At 70.9% G+C, this 26,639-nt stretch carries 21 protein-coding genes; 17 read left to right on the forward strand and 4 right to left on the reverse strand.

The window, feature by feature from the left end; all coding sequences use genetic code 11:
* Positions 1-225: 225 nt before the first annotated feature.
* The 7 genes from B3G12_RS05230 (at position 226) to B3G12_RS05260 (ending at position 10,779) form a co-directional block, all read left to right on the forward strand.
* The gene (locus B3G12_RS05230) at positions 226-597 is read left to right on the forward strand and encodes a holo-ACP synthase (RefSeq protein ID WP_094394911.1); all 372 of its coding nucleotides are present in this window, start codon (positions 226-228) and stop codon (positions 595-597) included.
* Entirely contained in the window at positions 590-2,251 is a 1,662-nt protein-coding gene (locus B3G12_RS05235; RefSeq protein ID WP_290499472.1) for a bifunctional ADP-dependent NAD(P)H-hydrate dehydratase/NAD(P)H-hydrate epimerase, read from the forward strand. Before B3G12_RS05230 ends, B3G12_RS05235 begins: the two co-directional genes overlap by 8 nt.
* 85 nt (positions 2,252-2,336) lie before the next feature.
* Positions 2,337-4,535, forward strand: coding sequence for a glycogen debranching protein GlgX (glgX, locus tag B3G12_RS05240; protein ID WP_144941817.1), 2,199 nt, complete (start codon positions 2,337-2,339; stop codon positions 4,533-4,535).
* A 144-nt stretch (positions 4,536-4,679) separates the two neighbouring features.
* Positions 4,680-7,049, forward strand: coding sequence for a malto-oligosyltrehalose synthase (gene treY, locus B3G12_RS05245; protein WP_290499474.1), 2,370 nt, complete (start codon positions 4,680-4,682; stop codon positions 7,047-7,049).
* A gap of 3 nt (positions 7,050-7,052) precedes the next feature.
* The gene (gene treZ / locus B3G12_RS05250; protein ID WP_144941822.1) at positions 7,053-8,873 is read left to right on the forward strand and encodes a malto-oligosyltrehalose trehalohydrolase; all 1,821 of its coding nucleotides are present in this window, start codon (positions 7,053-7,055) and stop codon (positions 8,871-8,873) included.
* 98 nt (positions 8,874-8,971) lie between these two features.
* Positions 8,972-10,063 (forward strand): L-glyceraldehyde 3-phosphate reductase, encoded by a 1,092-nt coding sequence (mgrA, locus tag B3G12_RS05255; protein WP_290499477.1) that lies wholly within the window; start codon positions 8,972-8,974, stop codon positions 10,061-10,063.
* Positions 10,060-10,779: a LysE family translocator gene (locus B3G12_RS05260; protein WP_290499479.1), complete on the forward strand. Its 720-nt coding sequence runs from the start codon at positions 10,060-10,062 to the stop codon at positions 10,777-10,779. Before mgrA ends, B3G12_RS05260 begins: the two co-directional genes overlap by 4 nt.
* Before the next feature lie 108 nt (positions 10,780-10,887).
* On the opposite strand, the gene B3G12_RS05265 is transcribed toward B3G12_RS05260, so the two are convergent.
* Both B3G12_RS05265 and B3G12_RS05270 read right to left on the reverse strand, forming a co-directional pair.
* The gene (locus B3G12_RS05265) at positions 10,888-11,685 is read right to left on the reverse strand and encodes a phosphatase (protein ID WP_290499481.1); all 798 of its coding nucleotides are present in this window, start codon (positions 11,683-11,685) and stop codon (positions 10,888-10,890) included.
* 10 nt (positions 11,686-11,695) lie between these two features.
* The gene (locus B3G12_RS05270; protein WP_290499483.1) at positions 11,696-12,988 is read right to left on the reverse strand and encodes a glycosyltransferase; all 1,293 of its coding nucleotides are present in this window, start codon (positions 12,986-12,988) and stop codon (positions 11,696-11,698) included.
* Between the two features lie 109 nt (positions 12,989-13,097).
* Between B3G12_RS05270 and alr the strand changes: the two genes are divergently transcribed.
* The 6 genes from alr to tsaD all read left to right on the forward strand — a co-directional run bounded on the left by alr (position 13,098) and on the right by tsaD (position 19,852).
* Positions 13,098-15,068, forward strand: a complete 1,971-nt coding sequence (alr, locus tag B3G12_RS05275; protein ID WP_290499713.1) for an alanine racemase — start codon at positions 13,098-13,100, stop codon at positions 15,066-15,068.
* Positions 15,069-15,167: 99 nt separating this feature from the next.
* A complete protein-coding gene (gene deoD / locus B3G12_RS05280; protein WP_422653747.1) occupies positions 15,168-15,965 on the forward strand; it encodes a purine-nucleoside phosphorylase in 798 nt (265 codons plus the stop codon).
* Positions 15,966-16,109: 144 nt separating this feature from the next.
* Positions 16,110-17,474, forward strand: coding sequence for an MFS transporter (locus tag B3G12_RS05285; protein ID WP_260983307.1), 1,365 nt, complete (start codon positions 16,110-16,112; stop codon positions 17,472-17,474).
* An 83-nt stretch (positions 17,475-17,557) separates the two neighbouring features.
* The gene (tsaB, locus tag B3G12_RS05290) at positions 17,558-18,244 is read left to right on the forward strand and encodes a tRNA (adenosine(37)-N6)-threonylcarbamoyltransferase complex dimerization subunit type 1 TsaB (RefSeq protein WP_144941830.1); all 687 of its coding nucleotides are present in this window, start codon (positions 17,558-17,560) and stop codon (positions 18,242-18,244) included.
* Entirely contained in the window at positions 18,241-18,783 is a 543-nt protein-coding gene (gene rimI, locus B3G12_RS05295; RefSeq protein ID WP_414672726.1) for a ribosomal protein S18-alanine N-acetyltransferase, read from the forward strand. Before tsaB ends, rimI begins: the two co-directional genes overlap by 4 nt.
* A complete protein-coding gene (gene tsaD, locus B3G12_RS05300; RefSeq protein ID WP_290499487.1) occupies positions 18,770-19,852 on the forward strand; it encodes a tRNA (adenosine(37)-N6)-threonylcarbamoyltransferase complex transferase subunit TsaD in 1,083 nt (360 codons plus the stop codon). Before rimI ends, tsaD begins: the two co-directional genes overlap by 14 nt.
* Before the next feature lie 164 nt (positions 19,853-20,016).
* Here tsaD and B3G12_RS05305 read toward each other — a convergent pair whose 3' ends face one another.
* Together B3G12_RS05305 and B3G12_RS05310 are read right to left on the reverse strand one after the other, a co-directional pair.
* Positions 20,017-21,162 (reverse strand): glutamate--cysteine ligase, encoded by a 1,146-nt coding sequence (locus tag B3G12_RS05305; protein WP_290499489.1) that lies wholly within the window; start codon positions 21,160-21,162, stop codon positions 20,017-20,019.
* 97 nt (positions 21,163-21,259) lie between these two features.
* Complete coding sequence (locus tag B3G12_RS05310) at positions 21,260-22,618, reverse strand: class I SAM-dependent methyltransferase (protein ID WP_145009822.1); 1,359 nt, start codon at positions 22,616-22,618, stop codon at positions 21,260-21,262.
* Positions 22,619-22,777: 159 nt separating this feature from the next.
* On the opposite strand from B3G12_RS05310, the gene B3G12_RS05315 reads away from it, so the two are divergent.
* The 4 genes from B3G12_RS05315 to B3G12_RS05330 all read left to right on the forward strand — a co-directional run bounded on the left by B3G12_RS05315 (position 22,778) and on the right by B3G12_RS05330 (position 26,638).
* On the forward strand, positions 22,778-23,761 hold the full coding sequence (locus tag B3G12_RS05315) for a siderophore ABC transporter substrate-binding protein (RefSeq protein ID WP_290499493.1): 984 nt from the start codon (positions 22,778-22,780) through the stop codon (positions 23,759-23,761).
* An 87-nt stretch (positions 23,762-23,848) separates the two neighbouring features.
* The gene (locus tag B3G12_RS05320) at positions 23,849-24,832 is read left to right on the forward strand and encodes an ABC transporter permease (protein WP_290499495.1); all 984 of its coding nucleotides are present in this window, start codon (positions 23,849-23,851) and stop codon (positions 24,830-24,832) included.
* Entirely contained in the window at positions 24,825-25,886 is a 1,062-nt protein-coding gene (locus B3G12_RS05325) for an iron chelate uptake ABC transporter family permease subunit (RefSeq protein WP_290499497.1), read from the forward strand. The genes B3G12_RS05320 and B3G12_RS05325 overlap by 8 nt, the downstream gene beginning before the upstream one ends.
* Positions 25,883-26,638 (forward strand): ABC transporter ATP-binding protein, encoded by a 756-nt coding sequence (locus B3G12_RS05330; protein ID WP_144941842.1) that lies wholly within the window; start codon positions 25,883-25,885, stop codon positions 26,636-26,638. The genes B3G12_RS05325 and B3G12_RS05330 overlap by 4 nt, the downstream gene beginning before the upstream one ends.
* Position 26,639 lies beyond the last annotated feature (1 nt).

Genomic DNA, 26,639 nt, shown 5'->3' on the forward strand with positions numbered 1-26,639 from the left:
CACGGGAGCGTCACCCGCCGTCGTCGTGTCCGGAGGCGCCGCGGGGAGGGCACGTGCAGGGGGCGACGACGCCGTGCCCGGCCGCCCAGCCCGGGCACGGGTGCGCCGCGGGTGACCCAGCGCGCCGTGCGACCCGGGTGACCCCACGTGCTGGACGGGCACGTGTGATGCGCCCGTGCGGCGTCGTCGCCAGTGCCCGTCCGGGGGCGCCGGTAGGCTGGCGGCATGATCGTGGGCACAGGTGTGGACATCGTGGACATCGCGCGTTTCGAGCGGCAGGTGGCCCGCACACCGCGCCTGGTCGAGCGGCTGTTCGTGCCCCACGAGCGGGAGCTGCCGCCGCGCTCGCTCGCGGCGCGCTTCGCGGTGAAGGAAGCCGCGGCCAAGGCGCTGAAGGCACCGCCGGGGATGATCTGGCAGGACTGCTGGGTCACCAACGACGCGGACGGCGCCCCCCACCTGCACACCACCGGCACCGTGGCCGAGGAGCAGCGGCGCCGGGGAGTGCGGACGTGGCACGTGACGATCTCCCACGACGGCGGCATGGCCGTGGCGTTCGTCGTGGCCGAGGGACAGGAAGGTCATCCGCATGATTGAGGCGTACACCGGCGCGAGCATCCGCGCCGCAGAGCAGCCGCTGCTGGACGAGGGGCACGGTGACGCACTGATGCGCCGCGCCGCACGGGGACTGGCACGGGAGTGCGAGACGCAGCTGCGGCTCGCCGCCCGCGACGGCGTTCTGGCCGGAAGCTGCGCGGTGGTCCTCGTGGGACCGGGCAACAACGGCGGGGACGGACTGTGGGCGGGGTCGTTCCTGCGCCGCCGGGGCGTCACCGTGACTGCCGTGCTCACCGGCTCGCGCGCCCACGAGGCCGGACTCCGGGCGCTGCTGGCGGCGGGCGGCACCGCGCTGCGGCTCGGCGGTGGAACGGGGGAGGAGCCGTCCGCGCAGCTCTCAGGGCTGCGGACGGTGGACGTCCCGGACGCCGTCGGGCTGATGTCCGCCGCGGACCTCGTGGTGGACGCCGTGCTGGGTACGGGCGCGAGCGGTGGGCTGCGCGGCGCCCCGGCGGAGCTCGTCGAGGCGTTCACCGGCCGTGACCGCAGTGGGCCCGCCGCGGATGGACGGGGCACGCCGCGGATCGTGGCATGCGACCTCGTCTCCGGGCTGGACGCGAACACCGGCGAGGCCCCGCAACCGCTGCTGCGCGCGAACGCGACCGTGACGTTCGGCGCGGCGAAGACGGCGCACGTGGTCGCCCCCGGCGAGCAGGCCGGCGGCGCGCTCACCGTGGTGCCCATCGGCATCGAGGACCTGCTGGGCGCACCGGCGGTGCACCGCGTCCAGGGCGAGGACGTTCTGGCCGCGTGGCCGCGACCCGGTGCCACGGACACCAAGTACACGCGCGGGGTGCTCGGCGTGGTGGCCGGTGCTCCGAGCTATCCCGGTGCGGCCATCATGTGCACCCAGGCCGCCGTCCAGGCCGGGGCGGGCATGGTGCGCTTCCTGGGCGACTCGACCGCGCGCGGGATGGTGCTGGCGCGCAGCCCCGAGGTGGTCTGCTCGGACGACCAGCCGTGGGACGTGCACGTCCAGGCGTGGCTCGCCGGACCCGGTGTGGTGGGGGACGAGTCCCAGGCCGCGCGCGTGCAGGCCGTGATCGAGGCCGAGGAGCCCGCGGTGCTCGACGCGGGAGCGCTCGACGCCGCGGCGCGCTCCGTGGCGGACGGACCCCTGGGTGCCCACAAGGTCCTCACACCGCACGCCGGGGAGCTCTCCCAGATCTTCGAGTGGCTCGCGGGCTTCGGGCTGGCGCGGGCCACGGTGGAGCGCACGGAGATCGAGGCGAACCCCCTGCACTGGGCGCGGGAGGCGGCCCGGCTGACGGGGGCCACCGTGCTGCTCAAGGGCGCGACCACCGTGGTGGCCTCGCCGGTGGCCGGGGACGCGGCGTCGTGGGCCGGGGAGGACTGCCTGTGCCTGAGCGTGGGCGGGGCGAGCCCGTGGCTGGCCACCGCCGGCTCCGGGGACACCCTCGCCGGGATCCTGGGCACGGTGCTCGCGCACGTGGCCGAGCACCCGGACGCGCTTGCGGACCTGGGTCCGTGGGCCCGGGGCGAGGGCCGCTGGGCCGCGGCGGCCGCGCTCGGAGCGGGGCTGCACGCGCTCGCCTCGCGGGCCGGCGGAGAGGGGCCCGTGCCGCCGTCGGTGCTTGCGGAGCACGTGCGGGCGGTTCTCACCCGTCCGTGAGGCCGGGGGGAAGCGACTAGGGTTGGTGGTCCGCCGAGAACGGTGACCCGTGACCGGCCCCACCACACGCTGAGGAGAGAAGTACATGGAAGTTTGGCCAGGACACCCGTACCCGCTGGGCGCGACGTTCGACGGGACGGGGACCAATTTCGCGATCTTCTCCGAGGTCGCGGACCGCGTGGAGCTGTGCCTGTTCGACGAGGACGGCACGGAGACCCGCGTGGAGGTCACCGCCGTGGACAGCTACGTGTGGCACTGCTACCTCCCCTCCGTGCAGCCGGGCCAGCGCTACGGCTACCGCGTCCACGGTCCGTGGGACCCCTCCCGGGGGTTGCGGTGCAACCCGGACAAGCTGCTGCTGGACCCGTACGCCAAGGCCGTGGAGGGGGAGATCGACTGGGACGAGTCCCTGTTCTCCTACAACTTCGGCGACGAGGACTCCGAGAACCACCAGGACTCCGCCTCGCACATGATGAAGGGCGTGGTCATCAACCCGTTCTTCGACTGGGAGGGTGACCGCACCCCCCACACCCCGTACCACAAGTCGGTGATCTACGAGGCCCATGTGAAGGGCCTCACCAAGCAGCACCCGGAGATCCCGGAGGAGCAGCGCGGCACCTACGCGGGCGTGTCCCACCCGGCCGTGATCGCCCACCTCAAGAAGCTGGGCGTCACCGCGGTGGAGCTCATGCCGGTGCACCAGTTCGTCCAGGACTCCACCCTGCTGGAGAAGGACCTGCGCAACTACTGGGGCTACAACACCATTGCGTTCTTCGCCCCGCACAACGAGTACAGCGCGGCCTCCCACCTGGGCGGCCAGGTGCAGGAGTTCAAGGCCATGGTGCGCGCGCTGCACCAGGCGGACATCGAGGTCATCCTTGACGTGGTCTACAACCACACCGCGGAGGGCAACCACCTGGGCCCCACGCTGTCCATGAAGGGCATCGACAACAACGCCTACTACCGCACCGTGGAGGATGACCAGAAGTTCTACATGGACTACACGGGCACCGGGAACTCTCTGAACGTGCGCCACCCGCACTCGCTGCAGCTGATCATGGACTCGCTGCGCTACTGGGTCACGGAGATGCACGTGGACGGCTTCCGCTTCGACCTCGCGGCCACCCTGGCCCGTGAGTTCTACGACGTCGACAAGCTCTCCACGTTCTTCGAGCTCGTCCAGCAGGACCCGATCGTCTCGCAGGTCAAGCTGATCGCCGAGCCGTGGGACATTGGCCCCGGCGGTTACCAGGTGGGCAACTTCCCGCCGCAGTGGACCGAGTGGAACGGCAAGTACCGGGACACCGTGCGCGACTTCTGGAGGGGCGAGCCCTCGACCCTCGGCGAGTTCGCGTCCCGTGTCACGGGCTCCGCGGACCTCTACGAGAACAGCGGCCGCCGCCCGTTCGCCTCGGTGAACTTCGTCACCGCCCACGACGGCTTCACGCTGCGGGACCTGGTGTCCTACAACGAGAAGCACAACGAGGCCAACGGCGAGGACAACAACGACGGCGAGTCCCACAACCGCTCCTGGAACTGCGGCGAGGAGGGACCCACGGACAACGCCGAGGTGCTTGCCCTGCGCGCGCGCCAGCAGCGCAACTTCCTGGCCACCCTGATGCTCTCCCAGGGCACGCCGATGCTCCTGCACGGGGACGAGCTCGGGCGCACGCAGCGGGGGAACAACAACGCGTACTGCCAGGACAACGAGTTGACATGGATCAACTGGGAGAAGGTGGACGCACCCCTGGTGGAGTTCACCTCCGTGATCACGCACCTGCGCCACGAGCACCCCACGTTCCGGCGCTCGCAGTTCTTCGACGGCCGACCCGTGGAGATGGGTGAGATCACCGAGGGCGACGCCATGCCGGACATTGCCTGGCTGAACACGGACGGCACCCCCATGGTCCCCGCCGACTGGGACGAGCCGCTGGCCCGCTCCGTGGGCATGTGGCTCAACGGCCAGGGCATCGCTGGGGTGGACATGCGCGGCCGACGGATCACGGACGACAACTTCATCGTCTACTTCAACTCCAACCCGGAGGCTGTGGATGTCACGCTGCCCCCGGCCGAATACGGCTACCAGTGGGAGGAGATCATGGACACCGCCGGCAAGCACGGGGGTGGAGCGGTGCGCGAGCACTCGACCGTGCTGAGCATGGAGGGCAAGTCCACCGTGCTGCTGCGGGCGTGGGAGGAGCCGGAGGAGGAGCCCGATGCCTCCGTGGCAGCCTCGGTGGCCGCCTCTGCGGCGGTCTACGCCGCCACGGCGGACGAGGTCTGAGGACACCGGCCGACGTCTGAGCGCAGGCACGTGGAACGCGCCGTCCCAGGGTGGGCGGCGCGTTCCTCGCCCCCTGTGGCGGTGGTTCTCTCGCCCCGGGCGGACGGACTGGCACGAGCGGGCGGACTCGGCAAGACTGGAAGGGTGCTGACACCCACTTCCACGTACCGCCTTCAAATCACGTCCGGGCAGGACCTCCACCGCGCCGCGGAGCTGGTTCCCTACATCAGGCGCCTCGGCGCGGACTGGGTCTACCTCTCGCCCATCCTGCGTGCGACGAGTGGCTCCGACCACGGCTACGACGTGGTGGATCCCACCGAGGTGGACCCCGAACGCGGAGGCTCCGAGGGCCTGACAGCGCTCTCGGAGGCCGCCCACGCGGCGGGGCTGGGCGTCGTCGTGGACATCGTCCCCAACCACCAGGGCGTGGCCGCACCGGAGCAGAACCCGTGGTGGTGGGACCTCCTGGCCGAGGGCCGGGACAGCCGCTACGCGGACGCGTTCGACGTCGACTGGGCGGCCGGCGGGGGCAAGGTGCTGCTTCCGGTGCTGGGCGACGGGGACGAGGACCTCTCCGCGCTCACCATCGAGGACGGCACGCTGCACTACTACGACAACTTCTACCCCCTGGCTGAGGGCACCTGGCGCGAGGGAGAGGACCCCGCGGAGGTGCACGGTCGGCAGCACTACGAACTGGTCAACTGGCGCCGCGGGGACTCGGAGCTGAACTACCGCCGCTTCTTCACGGTGGCCACCCTGGCGGGCGTGCGCGTGGAGGACGGCGAGGTCTTCGATGCCTCCCACACCGAGGTCTCCCGCTGGTTCCGCGAGGGCCTCGTGGACGGGCTGCGGATCGACCACCCGGACGGCGTGCGGGACCCTCAGGACTACCTGGAGAAGCTCGCCGAGCTCACGGGTGGGGCGTGGACCGTGGTGGAGAAGATCCTCGAACCGGGGGAGTACCTCCCGGGCGGCTGGCGCACCGCGGGCACCACGGGCTACGACTCGCTGGGCTGGATCGACCGCGTGCTGACCGATCCGCGCGGGCACTATGAGCTCGCCTCCCTGGACACCCGGCTGCGCGGAGGGGAGCCCGTGCGCTGGGACGAGCTGATCCACGGCACCAAGCGCCGCATGGCGGACGCCGGGCTGGCCGCGGAGGTGCACCGGCTCGTGCGGGAGCTGCCTGAGGACGTCGGCCACGGGGACGAGGTGGCCTACGACGGGCTCGCCGAGATCCTCTCGAACTTCCCGGTCTACCGCACCTACCTCCCCGAGGGGGCGGAGCACCTGACCGAGGCCGTGGCCGCCGCACGGCAGGCCCGGCCCGAGCTCTCGGACGTCCTCACGGACCTCGCCCGGGTACTCGGCGCGGACGCGGCACACACCGAGAACCTCACCGAGGTGGCCCGGCGCTTCCAGCAGACCTCCGGCATGGTGATGGCCAAGGGCGTGGAGGACACCGCGTTCTACCGCTACACCCAGCTCACGTCCCTCACCGAGGTGGGCGGTGACCCCTCGGTCTTCTCCATGGCCCCGGAGACCTTCCACGAGGAGGCCGCCCGGCGGCAGCGCGAGAGCCCGCTGACCATGAACGCGCTCACCACCCACGACACCAAGCGGTCCGCGGCGGTCCGCGCGCGGATCACCGTGCTCGCCGAGGACACCCGCGCGTGGTCCGAGACGGTGGACACACTGGTTGCAACCGGTCGGGAGGCCGGTCTGACGCTGGCGGACGGGCCCGCCGTGAACCTCGTGCTGCAGGCCCTGGTGGGTGCGTGGCCCATCGAGCGGGACCGCGCCGTCGACTACGCCATGAAGGCCGTGCGGGAGGCGTCCGTCTCCACCGCGTGGGTGGACGGGGACGAGGAGTTCGAGGCGGATCTCACCCGGTTCATCGACCTCGTGCTCACGGACCCGGGCGCCCGCGGCGTCGTGGAGGGCTGCGTCGCGCGGCTCGAGGGGCCCGGATGGGCCAACGCGCTCGCGGCCACCGCGCTGCAGCTGACCCTGCCCGGCGTCCCGGACGTCTACCAGGGCCAGGAACTGTGGGAGCCCTCGCTCGTGGACCCCGACAACCGCCGTCCGGTGGACTTCGCCGCGCTCGACACCCTGCTCACGGAGCTCGACGCCGCCGCGCCGGGCACCGAGCACGCCACGCCGCCCGTGGACGGCACGGGCGCCGCCCGCATGCTGCTGACGTCCCGGGTGCTGCGGCTGCGCCGTGAGCGACCTGAACTCTTCGCGGACTACACGCCGCTGACCGTGCGGGGCGCGCTGGCCGAGCACGCCCTGGGCTACGACCGCGGCGGCGCGGCCACCGTGGTCACCCGTTTCCCCGCGACCCTCGCCGCAGCGGGCGGATTCACGGACGAGACCGTGGACCTGCCCGCAGGCACGTGGGAGGACATCCTCACCCGCCGCGAGTTCACGGCGACCCCCGGGAACGGGATCCATCTCGCCGACCTCCTGACCACCTACCCCGCGGCCATCCTGCGCAGGAAGGACGACTGACCCATGAGCTCAGACCACCGCTTCGACGTGTGGGCACCCCACGCCCGCACCGTGACCGTCCGCATCGAGGGCGAGGACCACCCCATGGTGGGTCTCGCGCAGCGCCCCGGCTGGTGGACGCTGCCCGACGACGACGCCGCCCCCCAGGGCACCGTGCGCTACGGCTACATCCTGGGCAAGGTCTTCGACGAGGGCACCCCCGAGGAGCGCGCGCAGGTCTCCCAGGTGCTGCCGGACCCGCGCTCGCGGCGTCAGCCTCAGGGCGTGCACGAGCTCTCGTGCACGTTCGACCCGGACGAGTACCAGTGGCACGACGCCGAGTGGCGGCCCCGTCCGCTCAAGGACTCCGTGCTCTACGAGCTGCACCCGGGGACGTTCACCCCCGAGGGCACGCTGGACTCGGCGATCGGGCGTCTCGACCACCTGGTGGAGCTGGGCGTCACCGGCGTGGAGCTGTTGCCCGTCAACGGCTTCAACGGGGACCACAACTGGGGCTACGACGGCGTCGCCTGGTACACCGTGGACGAGTCCTACGGCGGACCGGCGGCCTACCAGCGCTTCGTGGACGCGTGCCACGCCAAGGGCCTGTCCGTGATCCAGGACGTGGTCTACAACCACCTGGGCCCGAGCGGGAACTACCTGCCCCTGTTCGCGGACTACTTCAAGCCCGGGGCATCCAGCTGGGGAGACCTCATCAACCTGGACGGCTGGGGCGCGGACGGGGTGCGCGAGTACATCTTGGACAACGTGACCATGTGGTTGCGCGAGTACCACGTGGACGGCTTCCGTCTGGATGCCGTGCACGCCCTCGCGGACTCCAGCGCGAAACACATCCTCGAGGAGATCGCCGAGCGCGTGGCCGAGGAGGCGCAGCGCACCGGCAAGGACCTGGTGACCATTGCGGAGTCGGACCTCAACGACCCCCGCATGATCGCGGCCACGCACCGCCACGGTCTGGGCATGGACGCGCAGTGGCTGGACGACGTCCACCACGCCGCGCACACCGCGTTCACCGGCGAGACCCAGGGCTACTACGGGGACTTCGCGTCCCTGCACGCCCTCGAGAAGACGATGCACACCGCGTACTTCCACAACGGGACGTACTCCACGTTCCGCGGCCGCTCCCACGGCCGGGAGATCGACCCCGTGGAGCAGCGCCCCTACCAGTTCGTCACGTTCCTGCAGAACCACGACCAGGTGGGCAACCGGGCAGCCGGCGACCGCATGAACCAGTCCATGAGCGTGGACCGCGCGATCGCCGCCGCCACGTGGCTGCTGGCCCAGCCCTTCACCCCCATGCTGTTCATGGGGGAGGAGTACGGGGCGAGCACCCCCTGGCAGTTCTTCACCGCGCACCCCGAGCCGGAGCTGGGAGAGGCCGTGGCGAAGGGCCGCAAGGCGGAGTTCGCACAGATGGCGTGGGACCACGACACCGTCCCGGACCCCCAGGACCCAGCGACGTTCGAGCGCTCCAAGCTGAACTGGGACGAGGTGCACCGCGGGGACCACGAGCGGATCCTGCGGGCCTACCGGGACCTGATCGCGCTGCGCGGTGAGACCCCCGAGCTGACGGACCAGAACTGGGAAACCGCGGCCACCCAGGCGAGTGACTCCGAGCAGTGGTTCGTGCTCAAGCGGATGAGCGAGCCCGAGTCCGTGCACGGCGTCGTCGTCGCCATCAACCTCTCGGACGAGCCGAGGAACCTCCCGCTGATGGGCGGGGACGAGCCGCAGCTGCTCTTCGCGAGCGGCGCGCAGCCCGAGCCGGGCGCGGACGGCACCGTGCGGCTGGCCCCGGAGACGGCGGCCGTGCTGCGCGTCTGAGCTGACCGCGCCCCGCAGAGGACGCGGTGTGGCACCCTTCCGGGGCCGCGCGCCGTCGTTGTGCACGGGGCTGCCGCCGCAGTGGCACACTGGGAGCCATGCTGACATATGGTGAGGGCTCCGTGTGGACCGCGGCCGAGAACCGCTACGAGACCATGCCGTACCGGCGCGTGGGGGACTCCGGGCTGAAGCTGCCCGCGATCTCCCTGGGGCTGTGGCACAACTTCGGGGACGACAAGCCCGTGGCGGGGATGCGCGAGACGCTGCGCCGTGCCTTCGACCTGGGCATCACGCACTTCGACCTCGCCAACAACTACGGTCCGCCGGCCGGTTCCGCAGAGCTGAACTTCGGGCGCATCATACGCGAGGACTTCGCCCGCTACCGGCAGGAGCTCGTCATTTCCTCCAAGGCCGGCTGGAACATGTGGCCGGGCCCGTACGGGGGCGTGGGCGGATCGCGGAAGTACCTCGTGGACTCGCTGGACCAGTCCCTGCAGCGCATGGGCCTGGACCGGGTGGACATCTTCTACCACCACCGTCCGGACCAGGAGACCCCGCTCGAGGAGACGATGCGGGCACTGGACCACATCGTGCGCTCGGGCAGGGCGAGCTACGTGGGCGTGTCCTCCTACAGCGCGGACCTCACCCTGGAGGCCCAGCGCATCATGCGGGATCTGGGCACGCCGTTGCTGATCCACCAGCCCTCCTACTCCGTGCTCAACCGGTGGGTCGAGGAGCCCGTGGCCGGGGCGGGCGGAAAGAACCTGCTCGCGGCGCTCGCCGAGTGCGGCATGGGTTCCATTGCGTTCTCCCCTCTGGCCCAGGGCATGCTCACGGACAAGTACCTCAATGGCGTTCCGGAAGGTTCGCGGGCCGCCGCGCAGTCCTCGCTCAACCCGGAGTGGTTGACGCAGCAGACTCTGGAGAGCGTCCGCGAGCTGAACTCGATGGCACGGGACCGGGACCAGACCCTCGCGCAGATGGCCATTGCCTGGGTGCTCCGCCCGCAGGAGCAGGGGCAGGTCACGTCCGCGCTCGTGGGGGCGTCCTCCGCCCGGCAGCTCGAGGACTCTGCCCGCGCGGTGCGCAACCTGGCGTTCAGCGCTGACGAGCTGCGTCGCATTGACGAGCTCGTCACGGACGCGGACGTCAACATCTGGGGTGCGGCCACCGCGTCCAAGCACGCGTGAGCGGCGCGCAGTACGCCGCTCTGCTCGGGCTGTGGGTCGCCGGGATCGTGATCCCCGGTCCGGACATCTTCCTGATCCTGCGCAACGCCTTCCTCTCCACGCGGCGCAACGCGCTGTTCACGGCTCTTGGGATCATGGTGGGCAACGCCACGTGGATCACGCTCTCGCTCATGGGCGTCACGGTGCTGATCAGCGGCAACCACGTCCTCAAACTGGTCGTGCAGATCGCCGGGGCCCTGTTCCTCGCCCGGATGGGCTACGGTTCGCTGCGCGGCGGGCTGGCGGAGCGTACGGCGCGCGGGCATGCCGGGGACGCCGCCACGGATCCGATGCTCGCGGAGGACGCCGCCCTGCAGGAGGAGTTCGCGGAGCAGAGCCGAACGGTCGGCTTCCTGGGCACCTCAGACCTCACACCGTGGCGCGCGGCGGCGCAGGGCACGGTCACCAACCTGGCCAACGCCAAGGCGGTGGTGTTCTTCGTGGCACTCTTCGGCTCCGTGGTCCCCTCGGACATCCTGTGGTGGGAGGGCCTCGCGGTGCTGGGCCTGCTCGTGGCCGTGGGACTCGTGTGGTTCCTGGCCGTGGCCTGGGCCGGCTCGATTCCCCGGCTCGCCAGTCTCTTCAGGGAGCGCACCGTCGAGGTGGAGATGGTCTCGGGCATCGTGTTCCTGGTGGTCGCCGCGGGGCTGCTCGTGGAGGCGCTGCTCGCACTGTGAACCGACCCGGTTGCCCCCGCCGCGCAAAACCCATACGACGACGGTGCCCGTACGCCGACGGCGCCCGCCCCGTGCTAGGGGGAACGGGCGCCGTCGTCGTGGTGGTGCTCAGGCCCTGTCCTGGCCCGCGAGTCCGGCGCGGGAGATGACGTAGTCCACGAGCGGGTCGTAGAGGTGCGGCGCCACGTTGTCGTCCATGGGCACGACCACCCGCAGCTGGTCCTGTGCCTCGGCGACGAAGACCCCGGGGTCATTGCAGTCGCCGATGGCGATGGCGGGCAGGCCCGCCCGGGAGCCGGCCTCACCGGCCATGCCGTGGTCCGCGACCACGAGGTCCGGGGCCTCGCGCCCCTGCTCCTCGAGGTGCTCCAGCACGAGGCGCATGGGATCGGGGAAATGGGTGTGGCGCAAGCCGCCGTACTGCTCGACCATCACGACGTCCTCGACCTGCCGGACGTCCCCGTCCTCGAAGGGCAACGCCTCGTCCACGCGGATGACGCGGGCGCCGGAGGCCCTGGCCACGCGCGCGAGGCGGGCGTAGACGGGTGCGAGCCCGGCGGGGTGGCCGGTGGCGAAGAGCAGGCGCTTGCGGCCCTGCACGGCCTGGCTGAAGATCTCCGCGTACGAGTCCAGTGCGGCCACGCACAGCTGCGCGGAGATGGAGTCCTGACCCTCGGCGTAGGAGGGGTCTTCGTTGATGCCCACGCGCTCCCGCATGAGCTCGAAGACGGAGTCCCAGTCCCAGTCCCGGGTGCGCACCACACCCATGTACTGGTGCTGGTCCCCGTCCAGGAACCCCTGGATGTTGCGGAGGTTGGCCTCGCGGGGCGTGGCGACGGCCCCGGTGATGCGGGAACGGTCCAGGTAGCGGGCGAGGGCGTCACGGCTCAGGTACGCGGTGGTCACACGTGGGAGTTTAGGCGCTGGGAGCGGGCCGCGCACAGGCGAGGTACGTGCGGGCGTGAGCCGCGGCGACGTCGTCCCAGGTCAGCTCCTGCGCGCGAGCCTGCGCGGCGGGGGACATCGCCCCCCAGAGCCGCGGCTCGCTCGCCGCGCGGTGCATGGCTCTCGCCCAGTCCGCGGGGTCCCGGCCGGGCACGAGCCAGCCGGTTTCGCCGTCACGCACCGCGTAGCGCAGCCCGTCCACGTCCGTGGCCATGACGGGGGTCCCGCACGCCTGCGCCTCGACGGCCACGAGGCCGAACGTCTCGGACGAGGAAGGTACGGCGACGGCGTCCACCGCTCCCATGAGCCCTGCGAGCTCCGGGCGGGGCAGGGAGCCGAGGAACTGCACGGCGTCCGTCACGCCCTCCTCTGCCGCAAGCTCGTGCAGCCGGTCCAGAAACTCGGGCGCCCCCACCCCTGCGAGGACCAGCCGGACCGGGGACTCCGGGTGCTCGCGCCGCAGCAGCCCCAGGGCGCGCACGAGGACCTGCTGGCCCTTCAGCGGCTGGACCCGACCGGCGCACAGCACGGTGAAGGGGTGGGCGCGAGCAGCGGAGTCCCGGTCCGAGCCCCGCTCCGACGGGCCGGCGGCCGCATGGGCGGCGCCCGGGTGGAAGACGGTGGTGTCCACGCCCGGAGGGATCACGACCACCCGCTCGGGCCGCGCGCCGTAGAGCTCCACGACCTGCTCCCGCTCCGCGGGTGTGTTCACGATGGTGTGGCAGGCGCGGGCGACGAGATCCCGCTCGGAGTCCTCGCGCTCGCGGGGCTCGGGGACCTCGTCCGGCCCCGCGCGCAGGTTCTTGGCGGCGGCGGAGGTGTGCAGTGTGAGCACCACGGGGACGTCCCTGCCACGTGCGGCCTGGACTGCCGCCGCGGTCTCGAGCGCGGCGACCCCGGAGAGCCAGTAGTGGGCGTGCAGCACATCCGGAGAGGCCCCATCGCGGTCGTAGTGGGCGGCCAGCGCCCGGCCGAACCGCGGAGCGAACCCCGGCAGGCCGGACTTGGGGGTCCGCGCGGCACCGGGCAGGGCCACGGTGAGCAGCCGCACGCCGTCCGCCACCGTGGCGCTCCGGACTCCGGCGCCGTGGGCCGGGTCCCGGTCCAGGGTGGCCATGTCCACGCGCCAGCCCGCCTGGGCGAGGGCGCGCGCGAGGTGCCACACGTAGACGTTCAACCCTCCGGCGTCCCCGGACCCGGGCTGGTCCACGGGAGAGGTGTGCATGCTGAGCAGCAGGACGTGGCGCGGATCGGGGTGGGGCACGCGACCAGCCTACCGGCGCACCGTCCGGGCACGGCGTCGTCGCCCGTTGCACGGGCGGTCGAAGAATGCGGTCCGGTCACGGCAGGGCACAATGGGGTGCGTGAGTGTGATGACGTCGTGGCAGCCCCAGGAACCCAGCGAGCGCAGTGCCGTGGTGGATCTCTCCGCCGTGTGGCACAACGTGGTGAGGCTCACGCAGCTCGCCCGGGGCCGGAAACTGATCGCGGTGGTCAAGGCGGACGCCTACGGCCACGGTGCGCCGGAGGTGGCGCGCACGGCGCTCGCCGCGGGTGCGCACATGCTGGGCACGGCGCACGTCTCCGAAGCCGTGGCGCTGCGCGACGCGGGGATCACCGCGCCCGTGATCGCGTGGCTGCACACGATGTCCACGGACTTTGACGAGGCGCTGTACCGGGACGTCCGCCTGGGGGTGAGCGGCTGGGAGTTCGACGCCGTGCTGCAGGCGGCCCGGCGTACCGGGACCACCGCGGTGGTGCACCTGAAGCTCGACTCGGGACTCGGCCGCAACGGTGCCACCCCCGAGCAGTGGCCGGAGCTCGTGGCGCGCGCGGCCCGCGCCCAGCAGGAGGGCCTGCTCACCGTGGAGGGGGTCTTCACCCACCTTGCCGTGGCGGACGATCCGGGCCGTCCCGAGACGCAGGAGCAGCTCGACGCCCTCAACGAGGCGGTGAGAACTGCTCGCGGCGCCGGGCTCGCTCCCTCGCTCGTGCACGCAGCCAACACCCCCGGCCTGCTCTCCGCGGAGCAGCTCGCGGACCCGGACTCCATGCTCCGGGACGCCGTGCGCGTGGGCCTGGGCCTCTACGGCCTGAGCCCGTTCGAGGACCGCACGCCCCAGGACTTCGGGCTGATCCCCGCCATGACGCTGCGCGCCCGCGTGGCCAATGTGAAGGCCGTGCCCCGGGACAGCGGCGTCTCCTACGGGCTGAGCTACCGCACCGCCAGGGACACGCACCTGGCGCTGATTCCCCTGGGGTATGCGGACGGCGTGCCCCGCGTGGCCACGGGCGCCCCGGTGCGCATCGGCGGCCGGGTGTACCCCGTGGTGGGGCGGATCGCGATGGACCAGTGCGTGGTGGACCTCGCACTGGGGCGCGCGGTCACCCCGGAGGGCGTGCCCGCGGGGCAGCCGGTGCTCGACGAGGCCGTGGACCCGCTCGTGCACGTGGGGGACGAGGCCGTGCTCTTCGGCGCGGGCGACCACCCCTCCGTGACCGAGTGGGCGGACGCCGCGGGAACCATCAACTACGAGGTGGTCACGCGGATCTCCCCGCGCGTGCCCCGGGAGTACACGAGCCACAGCCACCTGACGCTGGGGGACGTGACGGTCTCCCGCAGCGCGAGCGCGCTGGCCGCCCACAGCCTGCCGCAGGACCCCCGCCCCACGCGCGTCTCGGGCGGGGAGGCCTTCGAGCAGCCCAACTGGACGCTCACCCTGCACCCGGGCGGTGCCGAGGACACCCGGGGGATCGCCGAGCGGCTCGCTCCGCACCTGCACGCGGGGGACCTCGTGATGCTCAACGGCGAGCTCGGGGCGGGCAAGACAACCTTCACCCAGGGCCTGGGCCATGGCCTGGGCGTGCGGGAGGGGATCATCTCGCCCACGTTCGTGCTCAGCCGGCGCCACCCCAACCTCCCGGACGGTCCTCGCCCTGGCGGCCCGGACCTCGTGCACGTGGACGCCTACCGGCTGGACACCGCCGCGGACATCGACACGATCGACCTCGAGGACACGCTGGACACGTGCGTGACGGTGGTCGAGTGGGGCACCTCCAAGGTGGAGCACCTCAGCGACTCCCGGCTGGTCGTGGACTTCGTGCGGCCGCAGGGCGTCCTGCCCGCGGTGGGGGAGCACCCAGCTGCGCCCGCACTGTCCTACCAGCAGCATGGGGGCGAGGTCGAGGGCGACCACGACGGCGACGTCGTGGACGGGGCCGTGGCGCAGGCGCTGCGGGCGCTCACCGACGAGTGGGATGGGGAGGAGCAGGACGGCGACGAGCCGCGCACCCTGATCCTGCGGGGCTACGGGCCCCGGTGGTCGGACCGTCTGGACCTCTGAACCGGACCGCGGCGCACCGCGCTCCGGCCCCGTGCCCGCGCAGTTCTCCGCGCCCCTGACGTGCCACAATGACGGCAGCGCCACCGCCCACCGCAGACGGTGCGACCCCAGGGGATCCGACGGCGTCGTCGTTGCCCCGAACTCGTCCGGACCCGTCGCGGACCGACCCGAGGAGGACCGCTTGTCAGCGACATCCACACCGCACATCAACCCGCAGGGCGCCCGATCGCCGAGAGGATCCTGCTTCCCGGAGACCCGCTGCGGGCGAAGTTCATTGCCGACACGTTCCTCGAGGACGTCGTGCAGTTCAACTCCGTGCGCAACATGCTCGGCTACACCGGGACCTACCAGGGGCGAGAGCTCTCCGTCATGGGCACCGGGATGGGGATCCCCTCCATCGCGCTGTACAGCTGGGAGCTGATCCACGTTTTCGGTTGCACCAGGCTGGTGCGCATCGGCTCCTGCGGGGGGCTCACGGAGGACCTGGCGCTCAACGACCTCGTGCTCGCGCAGGCGGCCTCCACCGACTCCAACTACCTGGCGCAGTTCGACCTGCCCGGCACGTGGGCACCCACCGGATCCTTCCGGCTGCTGAACCACGTGCACCGTGCCGCCGAGGACCGGGGGATCCCCGTCCACGCGGGCAACGTGGTCTCCTCGGACACCTTCTACCACGCGCAGGACGACACCACCACACGGTGGGCGCGAATGGGTGTGCTCGCCGTGGAGATGGAGACCGCGGGGCTCTACGCCAACGCGGCCGCGGCCGGCGTTGAGGCCCTGGCGATGTTCACGGTCTCGGACAACCTGGTGACTCACGAGAAGATGACGCCAGAGCAGCGCCAGACGGGCTTCGCGCAGATGATCGAGCTGGCCGCAACGGTGACGGAGCTGTGAACGAGATGAATCACCCCGAGAAGACTCCGGACCTCGCGTCGGGCGCCGGTCCCGAGAGCGCCGCCTCGACCCCGGCGGCCGCAGTCCCCGCCAACGGCACGCCCGCCGCGGCGGGTCGCCCCACGACAGGCGTGAATCCGCGCCGTGCCCGTCCTGCTGTTCCTGTTCATCTTCTGCCTGGTGGTGGACCAGGGCTTCAAGTTCACGTCCCAGCCCATGGCCGCGGCGCTGTCCCTGAGCGAGTCCACCGTGAGCCTGCAGGCCACCCTCACGGGCGTGCTGATCGGCATTGGTGCCGTGGTCTACTCCGCGCTCGCGGACTCCGTGGCCATTCGCAAGCTGCTGTACCTGAGCCTCGGGCTGATCGTGGTGGGCTCCGTGATCGGCTTCGTGGGATCCGCGTCCTTCGGCGTGGTACTCGTGGGCCGGGTGGTCCAGACGGCAGGCCTCGCCGCCGCGGAGACCCTCTACGTGGTCTACGTGACCAAGCACTTCCAGGGCGTGGAGCTGAAGAAGTACCTGGGCTTCTCCAACATGTCCTTCCAGCTCGCCTCGCTCATCGGGACGCTGGTCTCGGGCTTCCTGGCGACGTACGTGTCCTGGACGTGGATGTTCCTGATCCCGCTGCTGATCGTGCTCTCCCTGCCGTTCATCAGGACCCGCGTGCCGGACGATGTCGAGCACACGAGCTCCGGCGTGGACGTGTACGGACTGTTCCTGGTGGGTGTCATCGCCACCGGGCTGATCATGTTCATGCAGGACTTCACGTGGTGGTGGTGGATCCCCGTGGTGGTGGCCACCGTGCTGTTCGTGCACCACGTGCGCACCAACTCCCGTGCGCTCGTCGACGCCTCCTTCTTCACCAACCGGCCGTACATCAGCGCCCTGGTGATCGTGTTCATCATCTACTCGGTCAACCTGGCATTCGTGTTCCTGTTCCCCTTCGCGATCCACGGAGTGCACGGCATGGCCATGGACAAGGTCTCGCTGCTCACCATTCCCGGCTACGTGCTGGGCGCGTCCACGGCGGCGATGTCCGGTGCGGTGAGCCGACGGCTGGACTCCAGGCAGGCCGTGACCCTGGCGCTGTGCCTGCTCGCGCTCGCGCTCGCGGTGGCCGGGGTGTTCATCAACGTGTCCGTGGTGGCCATGGTGGTGGCGATGGCCATGTTCTCGGTGGGCTTCGGCCTGCTCTACGCACCGCTGATGTCCAGCGCGCTGCTGCTCATGCCCGCGGCGAAGTCCGGCGTGGCCGTGGGCTTCTACAACCTCGTGATCAACGTGGCCTTCCCGATCGGGGTGGCCTACACGGCGATGCTGATGTCCTCGAAGCCCACCTGGTTCGCGGGGCTGAGCGTGGGCGGTTCCGCCCAGGGGGACTACTTCTCCACCATCCTGTGGTTCCTGGTGGGCGTCACCCTCGTGGGTCTGGTGGTCTACCGCGTGCTGTTCGGTCTGATCGAGCGGAACAACGCGAAGGCCGCCGAGCGACTGACCGCGCAGCAGTAGCCGTACCCGGCCTGAGAGGCCCCTTCGCCGCTCCGACCGGGTGCGCGCGGAGGGGCCTCTCCGCGCGGGCTTAGACTGTCCGGGTGCTTGTGCTGAGTCTGGATTCCTCGTCGACCGCGTCCGTGGCGCTGGCCCGGGACGGTGAGGTGCTCGAACGCTTCGACACCACCGACACCCGCTCGCACGCCGAGGCCCTGGCCCCGGCGGTGCAGGATCTCATGGCGCGGACCGGGCTCACCGGTGAGGACCTCGACGGCATTCTCGTGGGCATCGGCCCAGGACCGTTCACCGGCCTGCGGGCCGGGCTGGTGAGCGCCCGCGCCCTCGGCTTCGCGTGGAACCTGCCCGTGTACGGGCTCTGCTCGCTCGACGCCGTGGCCCACCACGTGGTGCCCCTCGCGCTCGAGGCGGGGGAGCCCGAGTTCGTGGTGGCCACGGACGCTCGCCGCAAGGAGCTGTACTTCCGCCGCTACCGGCTCACCGGGTCGCACGACCGCCCGGAGGCCGTGCCCGCGGGGGAGCCCGGGGTTGCGGCGCCCGAAGACCTCCCCGGGATGCCCTGCTACGGCTCCGGCGCGGGCCTCTACCCGGACCGTGTTCCCCGGCTGGCCGCGCAGGGCACGGATGTCGCCCCGAGCGCGGCGGACCTCGCCCGCGCCGCCTGGGCGCTCATGAGCCGCGGCGGCGCGCTGAGCACGGACACCACCCCCCTCTACCTGCGCGAGTCTGATGCCAGGGTCCCCGGGGCGCCCAAGCGGGCGACGTCGTGACGGCGCGCGAGCCCGTGGTGGCCGCGGCGTCGTCGCTGCCCCGTGGCTACGCTCTGCGGCCCATGCAACCGGGGGACCTGGAGACCGTCCACACGCTGGAGACCGAGCTGTTCCCCGAGGATGCGTGGCCCGCGCAGATGTTCCGCGAGGAGCTCGCCCACCCCACCCGCCGCTACTGGGTGGTGACACGGGACCGGGAGATCGTGGGCTACGCCGGAATGATGTGCATACCGCCCGTGGCGGACGTGCAGACCATCGCGGTGGTACCCGCCCACGAGGGCAGGGGGCTCGGCGCCACGCTTCTGCGCGTGCTCCACGAGGCCGCCGTGGCTGAGGGGGCCACCGAGATGATGCTCGAGGTCCGCGCGGACAACCCTCGGGCCCAGGCGCTGTACCGCCGCTTCGGCTACCACCACATCCACACCCGCGCCCACTACTACGGCCCGGGCCACGACGCGCTGATCATGCGCTGCGAGCTGGCGCCCGCGGGCCCGGCGGAGCGCAGCGCGGACGGAAGGACCATCCATGAACACCACTGAGCCACTGGTTCTGGGCATCGAGTCCTCGTGCGACGAGACCGGTGCGGGCATCGTGCGCGGCACCGAACTGTTGACCAACACGGTCTCCTCCTCCATGGAGCAGCACGTGCGCTTCGGCGGGGTCATCCCGGAGATCGCCTCCCGAGCGCACCTCGAGGCCTTCGTGCCCACCGTCCGCGCGGCGCTCGCGGAGGCGGAGGTGAGCCTCGCCGAGGTCGATGCGATCGCCGTGACCTCCGGGCCCGGACTCGCCGGCGCGCTCATGGTGGGCGTGGCGGCGGCGAAGGCCCTGGCGGTCGCCACGGGCAAGCCCCTGTACGCGATCAACCACCTGGTCGCCCACGTGGGGGTCGGGCTGCTGGGGGACGGCGGCGAGCTGCCCGAGCACCTGGGGGCCCTGCTCGTCTCGGGCGGACACACGGAGATCCTGGCCGTGGAGAGCATCACGAGCGACGTGCGGCTGCTGGGCTCCACGATCGACGACGCCGCGGGCGAGGCCTACGACAAGGTCGCGCGGCTGCTCGGGCTCGCCTACCCGGGCGGGCCGGCCATCGACGCCGCGGCCGTCGACGGCGATCCTCGCGCCTTTGCGTTCCCTCGCGGCCTCACCGCCGGCAAGTACATGGGCTCTGTCGAGAAACCCGGACCGCACCGCTACGACATGTCCTTCTCGGGGTTGAAGACCGCGGTCGCGCGCGTGGTCGAGACGTTCCAGGCCGCGCGCCAGCCCGTTCCCGTGGCGGACGTGGCCGCGAGCTTCCAGGAGTCCGTGGTGGACGTGATCTCGCGCAAGACGGTGCTGGCCTGCACCGAGCACGGGATCACCACGCTGCTCATGGGCGGGGGAGTGGCCGCGAACTCGCGGCTGCGGGAGCTCGTCACCGAGCGCTGCTCACGCCACGGGATCACGGTCGTGGTTCCGCCGCTGTCCCTGTGCACGGACAACGGTGCGATGGTGGCCGCCCTCGGTGCGCGGCTCGTCTCCCGGGGCATGGCACCCACGGGGATCGGATTCACCGCGGATCCCGGCCTGCCCGTGACCACGGTGGCCGTGCCCGCCGCGAGCTGAACGGGCCGGTCCATCTGTGCCGCGACGACGGACCCGGGCAGGCGAATCCGGACCTCCGCAGCCGCCGCCGGCAGGACCGGTCGGGAAGCAGACCGACCGCGAACCGGTCCGACCACGAACCGGCCAGTGCACCGGGCAACCGGCCGTGCGGCGTCGTCCCCGGCTCAGCGCGTGGTGCGGTTGCGCTCCACGATGTCCATGACCACGGCGCGCAGGTCCCCGCCGTTCTCCTGGGCCACGCGGCGCTGGCGCTGGTAGCCGGTGGCGCCGTTCATCATGGTCTCCACGTGGGCGAGCTCGTCCGCGCAGTCGAGCTCCCGGGCCAGCGGCTCGAGCTTCTCGAGCAGCTCCGTGAGGTCCTCGGTCACGAGCCGCTCGTGGTTCTGGGCGTCCTTCACCACGATCGCGTCGAGCCCGTAGCGGGCGGCGCGCCACTTGTTCTCCTGGTGGTGCCACGGGGGCATCACGGGGATGGGCTCCCCGCGGTCCAGGGCGCGGGAGAAGGACTCCACGAGGCACTGCGTGAGAGCGGCGAGCGCCCCCACCTCGCGCAGAGTGGAGGGGCCATCGCACACGCGCATCTCCACGGTGCCGAAGCGGGGGACGGGGCGGATGTCCCAGCGGTTCTCGGAGATCTCCTCGATCACACCGGTGGCCACCAGGTCCCCCACGTAGGACTCGTACTCCTCCCAGGTGTCGAAGTGGAAGGGCAGCCCCGCCGTGGAGAGCTGCTGGAAGATCAGGGCGCGGTGGGACGCGTAGCCGGTGTCGTGGCCGTTCCAGTACGGTGAGTTCGCGGACAGCGCCAGCAGGTGCGGGTAGTAGTTCATGAGTCCGTCCAGCACGGGCAGCGCCTTGTCCCGGTGGTTGATGCCCACGTGCACGTGCAGGCCGAAGATCACCATCTGGCGGCCCCAGTACTGGGCGCGGTCGAGCACCTTGTAGTAGCGCTCCTTGTCCACCACCGGCTGCTGGGTCCAGTCGGAGAACGGGTGGGTTCCCGCACCGAAGATCTCGAGCGAGCGGGGGTCGGTGACCTCGCGGATCAGGTCCTGCGTGCTGGCCAGGTCCGTCACGGCCTCCCCGACGGTCTCGCTGATCCCTGTGACCATCTCCACGGTGTTCTGAAGGAACTCGCCCGTGACCCGTGGGTGGTCCCCCTCCTCACCGAGCTCGGGATGCTCGGCTGTCACTGCTTCGAGGACCTCGTCCGCGCGCGGGGCGAGTTCGCCCGTGGCGCGCTCCACGAGGGCGACCTCCCACTCCACGCCGAGGGTGGAGCGGTCTGAGCTGTGGAAATCAATGTGCACGGCGTGGTCCTCTCGTGGGTGCGCCGGAAACGGCGGTCGTGACCGTACCCGGGGACGCCGTCCCCGGGCCCCGCCCGTCACTGCAGCACAGGGAGCATCAGTTTACGGGGTGCACGGCGAGCACCACGCGGCGTTCCGTCCCGGCATCATGCAGCCGTGTCATCACCAGCGTCGCACGCCCGCAACCGCGTGGTGCGAGCTGCCGGCGCAGCTGCTCGGGTGTGACGTCCGTGCCGCGTTTCTTGATCTCCAGGGTGCCCACGTCGTGCTCCCGCACCCACCTCTTGAGAACCTTCACGGTGTGGGGGAGTACCTCCCGGACCTCGTACGCCCGGGCCAGCGGGGTCTCCACGAGCGTGTCCGAGCTCAGGTAGGCGATGGCGGGGTGGACGAGGTGCGCGCCCAGGTGCTGGGCCAGGTCCGTGACGAGCCCCGCGCGGATCACGGCGCCGTCGGGCTCGTAGAGGTAGCGGCCCACGGGCCCCAGCAGTTTGCCCTCCGGGGCCGGGGACTGCCAGGACGCGGAGGTCAGTTCCGCCGCGGCCGGCGCGTTCTCCGCCGTCTCGGCGGGTTCCGTGTCGCCAGTCTCGTGCGCCGTGCTTTCGAGGGCCGTGCTCCCGGGGGCCGACGACGCCGTTGCGCCGCCTCCGCGGCCCAGCACGAGTGCCGCGCGGGCCACCGTCGGGCGGCGCACCGCGTTGAACCACAGCACCGCCTCGACCACGTCCCCGCGGTCGGAGATCCACTGCGCCTCTGCATCCGCGGGCACGTGCTCGTGCGGAATGCCCGGGCCGATCTTCGCGCCCACCGCGAGGCCGTCGGCGGCCAGACCGGTCACGAAGGACAGGGGCGGGGAGAACGCCTCGGGGTCGAAGATCCTGCGGGTGCTCCCGGAGCCCGTGACCCGGCGTGCGGGGTCGAGCCACACGCCGTCGGCGGGGCCCGCCTCCAAGGAAGAGAGGTCGAGGGACTCGGCGTCAGTGCACAGCACGCGGACCCGGTCCCATCCGGTGAGGTTGACGGTGGCCACGGCGGCGGTGAGCGGATCCCGCTCCACTGCGGTGACCGTGCGGTCCAGGGCCGCCAGTGCCAGCGAGTCCGCACCGACCCCGCAGCCCAGATCGACCACGTGCTCGATCCCGGCCTGCGCAAAGCGCTGCGCGTGCAGGGCGGCCACGGACCAGCGGGTGGCCTGCTCCACGCCGTCGCGCGTGAAGACCATGTGCCGTGCGTAGGCCCCGAACTTGGCCTGTGCCTTCGCGCGCAGCCGCGACTGGGTGAGCGCGGCCGAGACCAGCTCGGGGGAGTGGCCGCGGGCGCGCAGGGACTCGCTGACTGTCAGGGATGCAGCGGGGTCGTAGGGGCCGAGCTCATCCAGCAGGCGTAGCCCCTCGGGGGTCAGCAGCCGGGCCAGACCCGCCGCCTCGGGGTCCTGGGGTGCGGGGGAGGTGTTCACCGTTCCATCACACCACGCGCGGGCAGAACACGGTGATGCAACCCGGGGAGCCGCAGGACACGGGAGGATCCACACTGGATTTTCAGCCTTTATTTAGGTTAGGCTCACCTTATGGCTGGCCGCCTGCACCAGACGACGCCCGAGATTGCGAGTACATTCATGTCTTCCAACCGACTGTTCCCCGGGATCGCCCTGTGCGCGGTGGCGTCCCTCGCGCTGGTCGGGTGCGGCTCCGGCGGCTCCTCCTCGGAATCCTCCGCCAGTCCCGCCGCTTCCACGGTCACGATCCAGGACGACAAGGGTGAGCAGACCGTCGATTCCCCGCCCAGCTCCGTGGTCGCCACGGACAACCGTGTGTTCGAGACCCTCTCGGACTGGGGCGTGCAGCTCAAGGCTGCGCCGAAGACCCTGATCCCGGAGACGATCGCGTACAAGGACGACGACAGCATCGTGGATCTCGGATCGCACCGCGAGCCGGACCTCGAGGCCATCGCGGGTGTGGACCCGGACCTGGTCATCAACGGCCAGCGCTTCTCGCAACACTACGACGACATCAAGAAGCTCGTCCCGGACGCCGCGATGCTCGACCTGGATCCGCGCGACGACCAGCCCCTCGACTCCGAGCTCAAGCGCCAGGTCTCCGCGCTGGGTGAGGTCTTCCAGAAGACCGACGACGCCGAGAAGCTCAACGACGACCTCGACAAGGCTGAGCAGCGAGCCAAGGACGCCTACAAGGACCAGTCCGCCATGGGCCTGATCGTCTCCGGCGGCGACATCGGGTACGTGGTCCCCAAGACCGGTCGCACGATCGGCCCGCTGTTCGACATGGTCGGTCTGAAGCCGGCCCTCGAGGTGGAGGGCTCCGACGACCACCAGGGTGACGACATCTCCGTCGAGGCCATCGCCAAGGCGAAGCCCGAACTGCTCATCGTGATGGACCGTGACGCGGCCATCAGCTCTTCGAAGGACGCTACCCCCGCGTCCGAGGTGATCGAGAAGTCCGAGGCACTCAAGGACGTCCCCGCTGTGAAGAACGGCAACGTCGTGTACCTGCCGGAGGACACCTACACGAACGAGGGCATCCAGACCTATACGGAGATCCTCAACGAGATCGCCGACAAGCTGGAGAGCCAGAAGAACTGACCGCACTCCGCCCAGGAATGTCGTCAACGGTGCCCCGCGGGAACGTCCTCGCGGGGCGCCGCCACGAGTGAGGAAAGCGCACAGGTGATGGTCTCCACGGCCCGACGCACGACCGCCGCCCCGGGGGCGCTGCGCGACTGGAAGTTCTGGTTGGCGCTGCTCGCGGTGGCGGGGCTGCTCGTTCTCTCGATTGTCACGGGGGTCGCGGACCTCGGCGACGGGGGCGGCGGCAGCCGTTTCCTCGCGCTGACCCGCATCCCGCGCACGATCGCCCTCGTCCTGGCCGGCGCGGCCATGGCCATGTCCGGACTGGTCATGCAGCTGCTGACCCAGAACCGGTTCGTGGAGCCCACGACCACGGGCACCACCGAGTGGGCCGGGCTGGGGCTGCTGGTCATGATGATCCTCTTCCCGGACGCGTCCCTGACCGTGCGCATGGTCGGTGCGATCATCGCCGCGTTCCTGGGCACCATGGTCTTCTTCGCGTTCCTGCGCAGAGTCACCCTGCGCTCGTCGCTGATCGTGCCGATCGTGGGCATCATGCTCGGTGCGGTGGTCGGGTCCATCTCCACCTACCTGGCGCTCGTCACGGACCGGCTGCAGAACCTGGGTGTCTGGTTCGCGGGCAGCTTCACCTCTGTGCTCAAGGGCCAGTACGAGGCACTGTGGATCGTCGCCGTCGTGGCGGTGCTGGTGTTCATCACCGCAGACCGGCTCACCGTGGCCGGGCTCGGCGAGGACGTCGCCACCAACGTGGGTCTGAACTACAACCGGATCATCCTGGCGGGCACCGGGCTCGTGGCCGTGGCCACCGGCGTGGTCACCGTGGTCGTGGGCAACATGCCGTTTTTGGGACTGATCGTCCCCAACGTCGTCTCCCTCTTCCGCGGCGACGACCTGCGCTCCAACCTCCCGTGGGTGTGCCTGCTGGGTGTTGGGCTGGTCACGGTGTGCGACCTGATCGGGCGCACGATCATCATGCCGTTCGAGGTGCCCGTCTCCCTGATCCTGGGGGTCGTGGGCGCCGCGGTGTTCATCGCCCTGCTGCTCCGGAGCCGCCGCCATGCCTGACACCGCCACGCACGACGCCGCGGTGCCCCCCGCACTGCACCACGACACCGCCCGCGAGGGCTTCGCGGCCTTCATCTCCCCGGCCCACCGGCGACGCTACTGGATCGCCCTGGTCTGCCTGCTGCTTGTGGGTCTGGCCTTCTGCCTCGGAATCCTCGCGTGGGACAACCCCCTGCCGTTCGGCACCAGGGGCTTCTGGCGCATCGCCGAGTCCCGTGCCACGAGCGTGGTGGTGATCGCGATCGTGGCGGTGAGCCAGGCCATGGCCACGGTGGCGTTCCAGACGGCCGCTAACAACCGGATCATCACACCGTCGATCATGGGGTTCGAGTCCCTCTACGTCCTGATCCAGACCTCCGTCGTCTACTTCCTGGGAGCCGTCGGCGTCACCGCGATCCAGGGCCTGCCGCAGTACGCGATGCAGGTGGGCCTCATGGTGCTCTTCGCGCTGGGACTCTACGGCTGGCTACTCTCCGGTAAGTACGGCAACGTGCAGATCATGCTGCTGATCGGCATCGTGCTGGGCGGTGGCCTGGGCTCCGTTTCCACGTTCATGCAGCGGCTGCTCGCCCCGAGCGACTTCGACGTGCTCAGCGCGCGGCTGTTCGGCTCGGTGTCCAACGCGGACGCGAGCTACTTCCTGCTCGCCGTGCCCCTGTGCGCCCTCGCGACCGTGGCCCTGTACCTGCACTCGCGCAAGCTCAACATCCTGTCGCTGGGCAAGGACGTCACCACGAACCTCGGCCTGAAGCACCGCAGGGAACTGATGCTCACGCTGTTCTGGGTCTCCGTCCTGATGGCCGTCTCCACGTCCGTGATCGGGCCCATGACGTTCCTGGGCTTCCTGGTGGCGATCCTCGCCTACCAGTTCTCGGACACCTACGACCATCGGTACGTGTTCCCCATGGCCGTGCTGATCGGCTTCGCGGTGCTCGCGGGCGCCTATTTCCTGTTGAAGAACGTGTTCTACGCAGAGGGGGCGGTGTCCATCATCATCGAACTGGTGGGTGGCACCGTGTTCCTCGTGGTGATCCTGAGGAGGGGTCGGCTGTGATCCAGCTGGGCAAGCTGTTCAAGGACTACGGGTCCGGGACGTCCATCGGGCCGGTGGACCTCGAGATCCCGCCCGGGGGAGTCACCGCGCTGGTGGGGCCCAACGGGGCGGGCAAGTCCACGCTGCTGACGATGATGGGCCGGCTGCTGGGCCCGGATGCCGGGACCGTGGTGATCGGCGGTCACGACGTGACGACGACGCACCCTCGCAAACTGGCCACGGTGGTCTCCACGCTGCGGCAGGAGAACCACTTCACCGCGCGCCTCACGGTCCGCCAGCTGGTGGCGCTCGGGCGCTTCCCCTACACGCGGGGACGGATCAACCGGGAGGACGAGCGGATCATCTCCGAGTCCATCGAGTTCTTCGACCTCGGCTCCCTGCAGAACCGCTACCTCGACCAGCTCTCCGGTGGCCAGCGCCAGCGCGCCTACGTGGCCATGGTGCTGTGCCAGGAGACCGACTACCTGCTGCTCGACGAACCGCTCAACAATCTGGACATGCGCCACTCGGTGCACATGATGCACCACCTGCGTCGTGTAGCGGACGAGCTGGGGCGCACCGTGCTGATAGTGCTGCACGACGTCAACTTCGCGAGCCACTACTCGGACTGGATCTGCGCCGTGAAGGAGGGCAAGGTCGTGGAGTTCGGGACGCCCGAGGAGATCATGACGGACGAGACCCTCACCCGGGTCTTCGAGACCCCGGTGACGTGCCACGACGGGCCCAGCGGCAGGCTCGCGGTCTACTACTGAG

The sequence above is a fragment of the Kocuria sp. UBA5001 genome (assembly GCF_002398425.1).
Taxonomy (GTDB): Bacteria; Actinomycetota; Actinomycetes; order Actinomycetales; family Micrococcaceae; genus Kocuria; species Kocuria salsicia.